General features: G+C 63.9%; 12 protein-coding genes. 3 read left to right on the top strand and 9 right to left on the bottom strand.

Annotation, left to right across the window (positions count from 1 at the left end):
• Positions 1-4: 4 nt before the first annotated feature.
• The 5 genes from FGD77_RS18745 to FGD77_RS18725 form a co-directional block, all read right to left on the bottom strand.
• On the bottom strand, positions 5-1,369 hold the full coding sequence (locus FGD77_RS18745; RefSeq protein WP_255012484.1) for a glutamine synthetase family protein: 1,365 nt from the start codon (positions 1,367-1,369) through the stop codon (positions 5-7).
• A 1-nt stretch (position 1,370) separates the two neighbouring features.
• Entirely contained in the window at positions 1,371-2,090 is a 720-nt protein-coding gene (locus FGD77_RS18740) for a type 1 glutamine amidotransferase (RefSeq protein ID WP_255012482.1), read from the bottom strand.
• Between the two features lie 371 nt (positions 2,091-2,461).
• Positions 2,462-3,175, bottom strand: a complete 714-nt coding sequence (locus tag FGD77_RS18735; RefSeq protein ID WP_255012480.1) for a phosphate/phosphite/phosphonate ABC transporter substrate-binding protein — start codon at positions 3,173-3,175, stop codon at positions 2,462-2,464.
• 51 nt (positions 3,176-3,226) lie between these two features.
• A complete protein-coding gene (locus FGD77_RS18730) occupies positions 3,227-3,670 on the bottom strand; it encodes a TerB family tellurite resistance protein (protein WP_255012478.1) in 444 nt (147 codons plus the stop codon).
• A gap of 69 nt (positions 3,671-3,739) precedes the next feature.
• Positions 3,740-4,222, bottom strand: coding sequence for a TerB family tellurite resistance protein (locus FGD77_RS18725; RefSeq protein WP_255012476.1), 483 nt, complete (start codon positions 4,220-4,222; stop codon positions 3,740-3,742).
• A 222-nt stretch (positions 4,223-4,444) separates the two neighbouring features.
• Between FGD77_RS18725 and FGD77_RS18720 the strand changes: the two genes are divergently transcribed.
• Positions 4,445-6,133: a chloride channel protein gene (locus FGD77_RS18720; RefSeq protein ID WP_255012473.1), complete on the top strand. Its 1,689-nt coding sequence runs from the start codon at positions 4,445-4,447 to the stop codon at positions 6,131-6,133.
• A gap of 105 nt (positions 6,134-6,238) precedes the next feature.
• Here FGD77_RS18720 and FGD77_RS18715 read toward each other — a convergent pair whose 3' ends face one another.
• The 4 genes from FGD77_RS18715 to cobS all read right to left on the bottom strand — a co-directional run bounded on the left by FGD77_RS18715 (position 6,239) and on the right by cobS (position 11,411).
• Positions 6,239-6,580: a DUF427 domain-containing protein gene (locus FGD77_RS18715; RefSeq protein ID WP_255012470.1), complete on the bottom strand. Its 342-nt coding sequence runs from the start codon at positions 6,578-6,580 to the stop codon at positions 6,239-6,241.
• A 75-nt stretch (positions 6,581-6,655) separates the two neighbouring features.
• A complete protein-coding gene (locus FGD77_RS18710) occupies positions 6,656-8,470 on the bottom strand; it encodes an aminopeptidase P family protein (protein WP_255012467.1) in 1,815 nt (604 codons plus the stop codon).
• The gene (gene cobT, locus FGD77_RS18705; RefSeq protein ID WP_255012464.1) at positions 8,467-10,344 is read right to left on the bottom strand and encodes a cobaltochelatase subunit CobT; all 1,878 of its coding nucleotides are present in this window, start codon (positions 10,342-10,344) and stop codon (positions 8,467-8,469) included. Before cobT ends, FGD77_RS18710 begins: the two co-directional genes overlap by 4 nt.
• Before the next feature lie 80 nt (positions 10,345-10,424).
• Positions 10,425-11,411, bottom strand: coding sequence for a cobaltochelatase subunit CobS (gene cobS / locus FGD77_RS18700; protein WP_255012448.1), 987 nt, complete (start codon positions 11,409-11,411; stop codon positions 10,425-10,427).
• Between the two features lie 110 nt (positions 11,412-11,521).
• Here cobS and FGD77_RS18695 point away from each other — a divergent pair, with 110 nt between their 5' ends.
• A complete protein-coding gene (locus tag FGD77_RS18695) occupies positions 11,522-12,115 on the top strand; it encodes a sigma-70 family RNA polymerase sigma factor (protein ID WP_255012430.1) in 594 nt (197 codons plus the stop codon).
• Positions 12,112-12,816 (top strand): anti-sigma factor, encoded by a 705-nt coding sequence (locus FGD77_RS18690; RefSeq protein ID WP_255012428.1) that lies wholly within the window; start codon positions 12,112-12,114, stop codon positions 12,814-12,816. The genes FGD77_RS18695 and FGD77_RS18690 overlap by 4 nt, the downstream gene beginning before the upstream one ends.
• Positions 12,817-12,893 lie beyond the last annotated feature (77 nt).

The raw sequence follows: 12,893 nt of genomic DNA, 5'->3' as shown, positions 1-12,893 counted from the left end.
GATATCAGACGTTTAGCAGCAGATGTTCACGCTCCCAAGGGGAAATGACCTGAAGGAATTCCTCATATTCGGCCCGCTTGACGATTGAATAGACGCGGGCGAATTCCGGCCCCAGCAGCGCGTGCAACTCGGGCGCCTCGTCGAACAGATCCAGCGCATCGCCCAGAACCGGGGGCACGTCGGCCTGACCATCCCCCTGATAGCTGTCGGTCTTGCATTCCGGCTCGGGCATCTGCTGTTCCTCAAGGCCCAGAAGGCCGCAGGCCAGACTGACGGCAATGCCCAGGTAAGGGTTGCAATCCATCCCGGCCAGCCGGTTTTCCACGCGCCGCGCCTCGGGGCCCGCCAATGGCACGCGGATGCCCGTCGTGCGGTTGTCGCGGCCCCAGTCCAGGTTGATCGGCGCCGCGTGATCCTTGACGTAGCGGCGGTAGGAATTGACGTAGGGTGCCAGCACCGCGATGGCGCTGGGCAGGTGGCGCTGCATTCCGCCGATAAAGTGATAGAACGCGTCCGTTTCATTGCCGTCATCGTCGGAAAAGACGTTTTTGCCGGTGGTGCTGTCCAATATCGAGTGGTGGATATGCATGGCCGATCCCGGCTCTTCCGCGATGGGCTTGGCCATGAAGGTGGCAAAGCAGTTGTGTCGCATCGCCGCCTCGCGGATGAGCCGTTTGAAGTAGAAAACCTCGTCGGCCAGCTGGATCGGATCGCCATGGGCCAGATTGATTTCCAGCTGGCCGGCGCCGCCCTCTTGGGTGATGCCGTCGATCTCGAATCCCTGCGCCTCGGCGAAATCGTAGATGTCGTCGATGACGGGGCCGAATTCGTCCACCGCGGTCATGGAATAGGCCTGCCGCGCTGCGGCGGGGCGGCCCGAGCGGCCCATCATCGGCTGGATCGCCTGACCGGGATCGGTGTTGCGCGCGACCAGATAGAACTCCATCTCGGGGGCGACGACGGGGACCAGACCGCGTTCGGCATAGGCCTCGACCACGCGTTTCAGCACGTTGCGCGGTGAAAACGGGATCGGCTTCATGTCGCGGTCATAGGCGTCATGGATCACCTGAAGAGTCCAGTCCCCTGTCCAGGGCGCGGCGCTGGCGGTGGTCATGTCCGGCACCAGGATCATATCCTGCTCGATGAACCCGGTCTCGCCCGCGGCCTCGCCCCAGTCGCCCGTGATGGTCTGAAAAAAGATCGAATCGGGCAGGTGGAAGTGCTTTTGCTTGGCGAATTTCGAGGCAGGCAGGGCCTTGCCCCGCGCAATGCCGGGCAGATCCGAGATGATGCACTCGACCTCGTCCAGGCGCTTGCCCTCCAGATAGTCGCGCGCCGCTTCGGGCAGATTGTCGGTCCAGTCGGCCATTTCAGGCACCTCTTTTCAGGAAGGCCGCCATGCGGTGGGCCATTGTTTGATGTTGTGTAGGCTTGTCCAGCCCGGCGATGGCGGCGTCCAAAAGGTCGTCCGGGACCAGCCCGCGCCCCCGGCTTTCGATCAGGCGGCCGACGAATTCGGCGGTGTGTTCGGGATGTGGCTGGATCGTCAGGATGCGGTCGCCGTAAAGCAGGGCGGCATTGTCGCAAAATTCGTTCCGCCCGATCACCGTGGCGCCCTGCGGTAGCTGTGTCACCTGATCCTGATGCCACGCGTTCAGCGCCATGGGCTGACCGTCGATGATGTAATCATGTCGGCCCACGGCCCAGCCATGCGCGTATTTTTCGACCGTGCCGCCCATCGCCTGCGCGATGATCTGGTGGCCAAAACAAACGCCCACCATCGGTCGTCCGTCTTCATAGACATCGCGGATGAACCGCTCCAGCGGGGGAATCCAGTCATGCGGCTCATAGGCGCCATACTTGGAGCCGGTGATGAGCCAGCCGTCGCATTCGTTCGCGCGATGCGGGAATTCGCCGTCAACCACCGCGTAGGTACGGTAGCTCAGGCCGTGGCCCTTCAGCAGATCGGCGAACATGCTGTCATAATCGCCCAGATCGGCCTTGATCTCATCGGGTGAGTGACCCGTCAATAGTATGCCGATGGTCGTCTTCTCGGGCTCGGCGGTAAGCGAGGGGTGGGGCACGGTCACAAGGGGCCTCATAATTTGATCAAATTAGAGCGTATCCCAGCCAAAGCGGTCGGGCAAGGGGTTTAGGACAAGGTAATTCAAACCTTGTCGAGACAGGTTTTCCAATGATCGGATTCCGAAATCTTGCCCATGACGACAATCTCCTGCCGCATTGTTTGTACATGGTTTCGAATCAGGCGTGGCAGGAAAGATGCGCGCCGACGGCGCGCCGGGGTCCATCGCTCAAAGGCTGAACTGTTGGAGCACCATGGTCAAACCCTGCGGACGGACGCAATTGAACGGGATATCGCCCTTCTGGCTATCCTCCCGCAGGGGCAAATCGCCGGGCGATGTAGTGAACAATCCAGTCCTGCAACCGGACATCCGTGACGTCAGGCCTGCGCGGGTTCCGGCGATGGCGGGGGGGGATTGGGCACGGCGTGGTAGGCCGTCGCTGGTACCTGAACCAGGCCATACAGCGACAGCGCATCGCGCCGGGCGGGGCCCAAGGCGGCGATCGCGCCCATCAAGGCGGCGCGGATGACACCGGCATCGCGGCCCGGCCCCGTGATGAAGGGCAGGGTCGGCGTAGGCGTCGTGCGTCCGATTTCGCGCAGTTGCGCAACGTGTGGATCAAATTGCAGCATCAGCCGCCAACTGAGTGCGTCAATGGCCGCGATATCGGCGCGACCATCTGCGACGGCCCGTGCTGAGTGACGATGGCCACCTGTGCAGATCGGCTGCGTGAATTCAAAGCCGAGCGATGCTGCGTGGTTTTGCGGTGCAGCCCAGCCTGATTGCGACAGCGCCTCGCTATAGGCAAAGCGCGCCGCGCCAAAGGCGGCAAGCCCCTGCCGCGGATCGTCCGCGCGCACGATAAATACGCTGTTGTAGTGGCCGGGCGGGCAGCCGGGCAGGCGGCAATCCGGCGCGCCGATCAGTTGCACCCGTCCGGACAGGCGCGTGCGAAACGGATAGCCGCAGGTTTGCGACAAAATGAGATTGGGATCACACCAGTCACTCCAGAGATCGCCGCCACGCGTCAGTGCGGTGGGGGACTCGAACGGCAGGCGCGCGCGGATTTCCGACCATAAGGTATCTAGCATCGGCGCCGTTTCAGCGCGGTCATACATCGGCAGGCTGGCGATCACTCGGGGCTAGCGATTTGCCGCCTGAACGCGCTGGCGCGCGGCGGCGCTATCGATATCGCTGACGCCCAGCAGGCTGGCCGTCATTCGCAGCAATGCGTTTTCCGGATCGGCCCGTTCGCCATCGGCCAGAACGACCTGCCACAATGCTTCGACAACCTTGGTGCGATGCTCGTAGGGCACAGCGTCCTTGATCGCGCGGGTAAAGCGGACCGTGTCGGGCGCGTCGGCCTCGGTTGCTTCGCCTTGGCGACGCAGGCTGGCGGCGGCGTCCGCGCCCAGATCATAGCGCGCGGACAGAATGCGGTCGATGCGGTCGATCTCGGCCGGGGCATAGTAGCCATCGGTGCGCGCGGCGCGCACCAACAGCGCGGCCAGCGCGAGACGCGCATCGGTTTCGGTCATCGGAGTGGGGTCGGCGCCACTGAGACGCTTGAGGATATTTGCAATCATGAATGACGTATAGCGTGGGGCGCGGCGAGGTCAAAACACTAAACGCGGTTGTCGCAGGAATGGCGCGGATCAAAGCGGCGCGGCACGCTCCTGCGCGGCGTCGCAATCAGCCTTGCTGAGGCCCAGCGCCTCGCGGACCCGAGTGACGACGGCCATTTCTGGCGCGCTTGGCTTGCCGTCTGCCAATATGACCCGCCACAGCGCCTCGAGCGCCTCGATGCGGGCCTCGTAGCTGACGGTTTCGCGGATCAACAGCGCGAATTTACGGGTCGAAGGCGCTTCGGCCTCGATCTTTTCGCAGGTGGTGCGCATCTTGGCAGCATCGACCGGACCCAGCCCGTTCATTCGCGCCAGAATCGCGTCGATGCGGACACTCTTCTCAGCGTCGTAGTGGTTGTCGGATTTGATCACGCGCACCATCAGGGCCCCCAGCGCAAGGCGCGCGTCCGGGTCCGGCAAAGGATCCGATGGATGTTCCTTGAGGAAGTCGAGAATACGCGACAGCATAATCTCACGATTACCGCCCTTGGGCGGTAGGGCAAGCACTTTCATGCGCGTGCGACATTTGCGACCAGCGAAGACCCCGTATCCAGACCAGAGATTCATCCATATTTCCGCGTCATTTCAAAGGGGCAATAGATGCAGAACATGGTCCGCCATTCGAAAGACTGTTACCCCGCGCGCCAATTTGCGCTAGGATTGGGGCGGCCCTGCGGGCATGATGCCTCGGCTGCCGCGCCCTTTTATCCTGCCTTTCGGGACCAGACATGACACATGAGCACGCCTGACCCCTCTTTTGCCGCGCGCACGCTGTCGGACATGCAGCGCGCGATGCGCCATGCGTGGCAAGTATTGTTGGCGCGCGGACCCAGCCAGTTCCAGTTCTGGTTGATCGCGCTTTTCATCGGGATCGTCGCCGGGTTTGCCGCGCTGCTCTTTCGCAAGGGAATCAATTGGTTGCAGGTGCTTCTGTACCGGGTGGACGATCCCCAGCACCTGAACACTTTTGCACAGGCGCTGCCGTGGTATTGGATTCTGACGATACCCATCCTCGGTGGGTTGGCGGTGGGAATCATCCTCACCCGGTTTACACCCGACGGCAAGGTACGTGCGGTGGCCGATGTGATTGCTGGCGCCGCGCTGAACAATGGCCGGGTCGAGCGGCGGGCCGGGCTTGCCTCGGCGGCGGCGTCGCTGATCACGCTGGGCACGGGCGGGTCCTCGGGACGGGAGGGGCCGGTGGTCCATCTGGCGGGCGTGATCGCCACATGGGTCAGCACGCGGATCAACGCAAACGGCGTGACCGGGCGCGACCTGCTGGGCTGCGCGGTGGCGGCGGCGGTATCGGCATCGTTCAACGCGCCTATTGCGGGCGCGCTGTTTGCGATGGAGGTGGTGCTGCGCCGGTTCACTGTCAATGGCTTCGCGCCGATTGCCATCGCCAGTGTGGCGGGTACGGTCATCAACCGGATGGAATTTGGCGATATCACCGAATTCACGCTGCCGGTGGCCTCGGCGCTGGAGTTCTATGTCGAATTGCCGGCCTTTCTGGTGCTGGGCCTCGTGTGTGGTGTGGTGGCGGCTGCCCTGATCCGGTCGGTTTTCTTTGCCGAGGATCTGGGCGACGTTCTGTGTCGCCGCCTGCATATCCCCGGCTGGCTGCGCCCGGCCATCGCGGGTGCGATGCTCGGCGGGTTGGCGATTGCCTTTCCGCATATCATCGGCGTTGGTTACGAGACGACATCGGCGGCGCTGACCGGTGATCTGCTGCTGAACGAGGCGATCGTGTTTGCCGTGCTGAAAGTGGCGGCGGTGGCGATCACGCTGGGCGGCCGGATGGGCGGCGGGATTTTTTCGCCCTCGCTGATGCTGGGCGCGCTGACCGGCCTGGCCTTTGGGTTGATCGCGACATCCGTTTTTCCCGACGTGTCGGGCGCACACACGATATATGCACTGGCCGGGATGGGCGCGGTTGCCGCCGCCGTGCTGGGCGCGCCGATTTCGACCACGCTGATTGTGTTCGAGCTGACCGGAGACTGGCAGACCGGCCTTGCGGTGATGGTGGCGGTGTCGACCTCGACCGCGCTGGGCACGCGGCTGGTGACGCGGTCGTTTTTCCTGAACCAGCTGAAGCGGAGGGGCATCCATTTGGCTGAGGGGCCACAGGCGTATCTATTGTCGGTTACGGCGGTGGTGGGGCTGATGCGCCGCGCAGGCGATGACAGTGCCCCGTCCGAGGATGTATGCCGCGCCATGATCGAAAAAGGGATATATATCGACATCGGCGCAACGCTTGAGGCGGCAATGCCGGTCTTTGACGCCCATTCGGTGAATTATGTGCCGGTAATTGCGCAGGCCGAGGCGAATGCGCCGCCCGAATATAAGGGTGTTCTGTACCATGTGGACGCGTTGAAGGCGTTCAATCTGGCGCTGGCGGCAATATCGCGCGAGGATCACGCGTAGCGCACAATGGGGCGGAGTAGCGGGGGCTTTGCCCCCACGCGTTGAATTCCGACGGAATTCAACGCTCCCCCAGGATATTTTTAGCAAGAAGAATGTGGGCGGCGGCTAGACCCGCTCGACCGTGACGAGATCGCCGGTGTGGAAGGCGAGATGGCCCTTGATTTGGTCCATTTCGGCGTTGGGGGCCTCATAACACCAGGCGGCATCTTGGATGGTGCGGCTTTTCGTAACGATTGAAAAATAGCTGGCCGTGCCTTTGGCGGGGCAGACGGTGCTGTGCGCACTGGGGTCAAGGAATGCAGTCGCTATGTCGGCGCGGGGGAAGTAGATGACGGGCGGGCGCCCGTCTTCGGTCAACTCCAGCGCGTGTTGGCTTTCGCCGATGACGGCGCCGCCTGCGCGGACGGTCCATGTGCCTGTGGCTTGGTCGATTGTGATGTCGGTCATATGACCCCTCCTGATACGTCGGGTGAACAATGCCGCGTTTGGCGCGGTATTGCCAGTGCGGAGAGCCGAGTTACGTCAGATCGGCTGCGTGGCCCGCGCCAGCCAATCGGCGGCATCCGGGGCGAGGCGGGGGGCGATCTTGGCGTGGCAGTCGGCGTGATAGGCGTCGAGCCAGGAGATTTCGGGCGCGCCGAGCATGTCCCGCTGGATCAGGCGGCGGTCTACGGGCACGTAATTGAGCGTCTCAAACGCCAGCTTGCGCGCGGCGCTGTCTGCGGAGTTGCCGCCGGGCAGCGCGGTGGCGGGTTGTACGACCAGCAGGTTTTCGATGCGGATGCCGAAATGCCCCTCGCGGTAATAGCCCGGCTCGTTCGATACGATCATACCGGGGTGCAAGGCCACCTCGCTGGCGCGGCTGATGCGCTGCGGGCCCTCATGCACGCACATGTAGACGCCGACGCCGTGGCCGGTGCCGTGGGCATAATCCTGATCGGCCAGCCATAGTGGATACCGCGCGATGGCGTCGATATCGCGGCCCGCTATTCCCTGCGGAAAGCGCAGGCGGGAAATGGCGATCATGCCTTGGAGCACACGGGTAAAGGCGGCGCGTTGCTCTGCGCCGACGTCGCCCACGGGCAGGGTGCGGGTGATGTCTGTGGTGCCGTCCAGATATTGGCCGCCGCCATCCAGCACCAGCAGATCGCCTGCGATCAGCGTGCGGTTCGACGCCTCGGATACGCGATAATGGGGCAGCGCGCCGTTGGGGCCGGAGCCTGCAATCGTCTCGAAGCTGATATCGAGCAGTTTGCCAGTGGCGTGGCGACATTGCTCCAGCTTCGTGACCACGTCGATCTCGGTGATCGTACCGGGCGCTTGCGCGTCGAACCATGTCAGAAATTCGCACAGCGCGGCGCCGTCGCGCAGATGCGCCTCGCGGGTGGCGCTGATTTCGGCGCCCGTTTTGCAGGCTTTGGGCAGGATGCAGGGATCGTCGGCGAAGGCGGGTTTGACGTCGGCCTCCTGCAGTGCGGTGACGATGGCCAGCGGGATGCTGGCCGGATCGACGCGCGCCGGGCTGAGCTGAAGGGTCAGTGCCGCCGGAAACCCTGTATCGGGATGTGCGGTGACGCCATTCGTGATGCAGTTTTCAGGTAGGCTGTCCAGCTTGGCGGGGTGCATGTACAGGTCGACGCGTGCATCGTCATGCAGGACGGCAAAGGCATGCGGGATCGGGTTGCGCGGGATGTCATTGCCGCGAATGTTCAGCAGCCACGCGATGCTGTCAGGCAGGGTAAGGATGGCGGCGCGGTGGCCGACCTCGCGCAGGGCCTCGGCCAGATCGGCGCGCTTGTCGGCGCTGGTTTTGCCGGCAAGGTCATCGGGATAGGCGGTGATCGCCCCGGTGGGCGGGGCAGGCCGGTCCTGCCAGATGCTGTCAATCAGGTTCGCGTGCGGCACGGGGGAAATGCCAGAGCCCTTTAGCGTAGCGGTCAGATCGGCGATTTCCTTGTGCGTGTGCAGCCATGGGTCAAAGCCCAGCCTGCCGCCATCGGGAAGCGCGCTGCGTGCCCAGTCGGCCAGCTTGACCTCGGGCCAGTCGATGGGCTGGAACGCATCTGCATCTGTCTGAGCGCGCACCTGTGTGCGGTAGCGACCGTCGACGAAAACACCGGCTTGCTGCGCCGTGACGGCGGCAAATCCGGCCGAGCCGGTAAAGCCGGTCAGCCATGCCAGCCGTTCATCCCCCGGCGCGACATATTCGCCCTGATGCACATCGGCGCGCGGCACCAGCCAGCCATCCAGATCGGCCGAGATCATTGCATCGCGCAGCAGCTTCAGGCGCGGCGGGCCCTGTTCGGGGCTGGCCTTGTCGGTAAAACTCTGGATCATCGGGAGGCCTTTCGTATGCCCATCACCCGGGCGCGGGCGCGCGGGTCTTTGTCGAAAAGCGAGGCAAGTTGTTCGGTCATCGCGCCGGCCAACTGGTCGACATCGGTGATCGTGACGGCGCGATCATAATAGCGCGTCACGTCATGGCCGATGCCGATGGCCAGCAGTTCGACAGCCTTGCGTTTTTCAACCATGCCGATCACATCGCGCAGGTGTTTTTCGAGGTGGTTCGCTGGATTGACCGACAATGTGCTGTCATCGACCGGGGCACCATCCGAGATCACCATCAGGATCTTGCGCGCTTCGCGGCGGGCCATCATCCGGCGATGCGCCCATTCCAACGCCTCGCCGTCGATGTTTTCCTTTAGCAGGCCCTCTTTCATCATCAGGCCGAGGTTCTGGCGCGTGCGGCGCATGGGCGAGTCGGCGGATTTGTAGATGATATGGCGCAGATCATTCAGGCGGCCCGGAAGCTGCGGGCGGCCTTCGGCCAGCCATGCCTCGCGGCTTTGCCCGCCCTTCCACGCCCGCGTGGTGAAACCGAGTATCTCGACCTTGACGTTGCAGCGCTCCAGCGTGCGGGCTAGAACGTCGGCGCAGATCGCGGCGATGGAAATGGGCCGTCCCCGCATTGAGCCGGAATTGTCCAGAAGCAGCGTCACGACGGTGTCGCGGAATTCGGTATCCTTTTCCACCTTGAAGCTGAGCGGCGTCGTCGGGCTGGCCACGACGCGCGCAAGGCGTCCGGCGTCGAGGATGCCCTCCTCGCGGTCGAACTCCCAGCTTCGGCTTTGCTGCGCCTGAAGGCGGCGCTGAAGTTTATTCGCAAGGCGGCTGACGGCGCCTTTCAGCGGCTCGAGCTGTTGATCCAGATAGGCGCGCAGGCGGTCCAGCTCGACCGGGTCGGCCAGGTCTTCGGCGTGGATTTCTTCGTCGAACTGTGTGGTGTAGACCTGATAATTGGGGTCTGCATCGGAAACGGGCTGTGGCGCGGGCGGTTCTATCGGGGCGTCGCCGTCGGGAAGGTCGGCCTCTTCGCCGGCTTCCTGATCGGCCATGTCGTCCATGCTGACCTGCGCTTGGGACGCATCCTGCTGATCCTCCTGGGTCTGTTCGGGATCGGCGTCGGCATCGTCGGCATCGCTTTCGTCCTGCCCTGAACTCTCGGGTTCTTCCTCGCCGGTTTCCTCCTCGGCCTCGTCGTCCTGATCGTCGTCCTCGGCGTCGGGGTCATCGCCCAGCTGGTCGCCATATCCCAGATCCTCGATCACCTTGCGCGCGAACCGGGCAAAGGCGCTTTGATCCCCCAGATTGTCTTGCAAATTCTCCAGCGTTTCGCCTGCCTGGCCTTCGATGAAGTCGCGCCGCAATTCCATCACGTTGCGCGCACCCTCGGGCAGATCGCGGCCCGTCGCAAGGTGGCGGATGAGGTATCCGGCAGCGGTGTGCAGTGGCGCGTCCGCCGGATCGGTGATCTGCTCAAAGCCCAGCCGCGCGGCCTCGGCGGCGATCTTGGCGTCGATGTTGCTGGCGGTGCCGGGCATGGCACGGGCGCCCAGCGCCTCGCAGCGGGCGGTTTCCATCGCCTCATAGATGTCGCGGGCCATGGCGCCGGGGGGGACGTATTTCGCGTGGGTCTTGGCGTTGTGATACTTGTGGCGCAGCGCCAGCGCATCGGCGGTGCCGCGCGCGTGCAGTACTTCGTCGCGGGTCATGCGGCGGCTGATCTGGGGCAGGCGCATGGCATCGCCCGACACACCTGACGGGTCGACCGAGTAGCTGACATTCAGATCGGCATCGTTCGCCATCACCTTCGTCGCCTCGGCGAGGGCTTTCTTGAACGGATCGGCGGGGTTGTCGGATGGTTTTTTCACGGGCTTGCTCCAACGCGGCTAGGCCTTGTAGCCATCATGTAATGTACCGCGCCCGGCGTGTGCCCGGCGCGGCCGGGCCCTCACGCCATGCTGACGCTTGCTGCGCTTTCGGGCAGTTCTTCGTCAAAGCAGCGCTGGTAGAATTCGGCGACCGTCTGACGCTCGAGCTCGTCGCATTTGTTGAGGAAGGTCAGGCGGAAGGCATAGCCGACATCGCGGAAGATGCTGGCGTTCTGCGCCCATGCGATCACGGTGCGCGGCGACATCACGGTGCTCAGGTCACCATTCATGAACGCGGTGCGGCTGAGGTCGGCCACGGTCACCATCTGGCTGATCGTCTTGCGGCCTGCCGCCGTGTTGTAGGTCGGGTTTTTAGACAGCACGATCGCCACCTCGGCATCGTGGCTGAGGTAGTTGAGCGTTGCGACAAGGCTCCAGCGGTCCATCTGGCCCTGATTGATCTGCTGCGTGCCGTGGTACAGACCCGTGGTATCGCCAAGGCCGACGGTGTTGGCCGTGGCGAACAGGCGGAAATAGGGGTTCGGCGTGATCACCTCGTTCTGGTCCAGCAGGGTCAGCTTGCCGTCCGCCTCCAGCACGCGCTGGATGACGAACATCACGTCCGGGCGGCCGGCATCGTATTCGTCGAACACGATGGCGGTCGGATTGCGCAACGCCCAAGGCAGGATGCCTTCGTGGAATTCGGTGACCTGCACGCCGTCCCTCAGCTTGATCGCGTCCTTGCCGATCAGGTCGATCCGGCTGATGTGGCTGTCCAGGTTGACGCGCACGCAAGGCCAGTTCAGGCGGGCGGCGACCTGCTCGATATGGGTGGATTTGCCGGTTCCGTGATAGCCCTGGATCATCACCCGGCGATTGTGGGCAAACCCGGCAAGGATCGCCAGCGTGGTGTCGCGGTCGAACTTGTACGTGCTGTCATTGTCCGGTACGCGGTCCGTGCGCTGGGCAAAGCCCTTGATATGCATGTCGGATTCAATGCCGAACACCTCGCGCACGTCAATGTCTTCGGTGGGTTTCGCGGTCGCGTCAATCATGCCATCGGCCATGTCGGGGTCCTCAATTTAGCATCGTTCCGTTGCGACATGTGGTGCAACATATCTTTGCCAAGGGCAAGGGAAAGGAAAGAATTGCTGGCCTCGCGCGGCGCGCGCCATATATGTTGGACGAACGCGCCGCGGTGGCGCGCCATTCGGGGTGCGAGCCGCTGACCGTGACACATGACAATTTGGAACATATGATTGCCCGCACCGCGCTGGGGGATCGGGCTGCGTTCTCGGATCTATATTCCCATACGTCTGCGAAACTTTTCGGTATCTGCCTGCGTGTCTTGAACGACCGGGCCGAGGCCGAGGAGGCGGCGCAGGAGGTTTATGTCAAGATCTGGCGGCGCGCGGATCGTTACCGCGTCAATGGGCTGAGCCCGATGACGTGGCTGATCACCATCGCGCGCAACACGGCCATCGACCGGCTGCGCCGTCGGCGCGATGCCCAGCCGGGACTGGACGTGGCCGATACGCTGGCCGATACCGCCCCCGGCCCCGAGGATCTGGTGGTGCAAAGCGGCGAGCGTGCGCGCCTGATGTCCTGCCTGAACGAGTTGAACGCAAACCGCGCCGAGGCCGTGCGCCGCGCCTATCTGGGCGGCGAGACATATGCCGATCTTGCCGCGCAATTCGATGTGCCGCTGAACACCATGCGCACATGGCTGCGCCGCAGCCTGCTGAAACTGAAGGAGTGCCTGACGCGATGACCGGCCAGCCGCCATATGACGAGGATGCCGACCGCGTTCTTGCGGGCGAATACGCCCTTGGCCTGCTGACGCCCGAGGAGGCGGCCCGGTTCGAGGCGCGCATGGTGGGCCAGCCGCATCTGCGCGCGCTCTATGCCGAATGGGCCGAGGATTTCGTGCGCCTGACCGATGATATACCGGACGCTGCGCCCCCCGCCGCGCTGAAGGCTCGTATTGACGCCGACCTCTTTGGGGCGTCCCCGTCCCGGCGTCGCCCCTTTGCTGGCTGGCGCGGCATTCTCTGGCTGGTGGGCGGCGCAGTCGCCGCGACCATGGTGCTGCTGCTGGCCGTGGATGACGGGGTATTGGGACCGCAGCCGGGGAATGTGCCGGGATATATTGCCGACATCAGGGCCGAGGACGGATCGCTGGTGCTGGCGGCCAGCTACGACGCGGCCAGCGGGCTGCTATATGTCGAACGCCTTACCGGCGTGGCGCCCGCCGGACGGTCGCTGGAACTGTGGCTGATCGCGGGCGAAAATGCACCCGTGTCGCTGGGTATCCTGCCCGAGGATGGCACCGCGCGGCTGAATGTCGCGGCCGATCTGCGCGCGCTGATGAATGGTGGCCTTCTGGCCATCACGGACGAGCCGCCGGGCGGGTCGCCCACGGGTGCGCCGACGGGCACTGTCCTGGCCAGCGGGCCGGTGACGTCTGCCTGATCCCGCGGTCAGAAAATAAATTTAGCCATTTTGAAACTTCTCTGCACCGGCCCGCGTGAGTCGAGGGGTCAGCAGGC

It is taken from the genome of Roseovarius sp. M141 (assembly GCF_024355225.1).
Taxonomy (GTDB): Bacteria; Pseudomonadota; Alphaproteobacteria; order Rhodobacterales; family Rhodobacteraceae; genus Roseovarius.
This window is presented reverse-complemented; position numbering and strand designations above follow the sequence as displayed.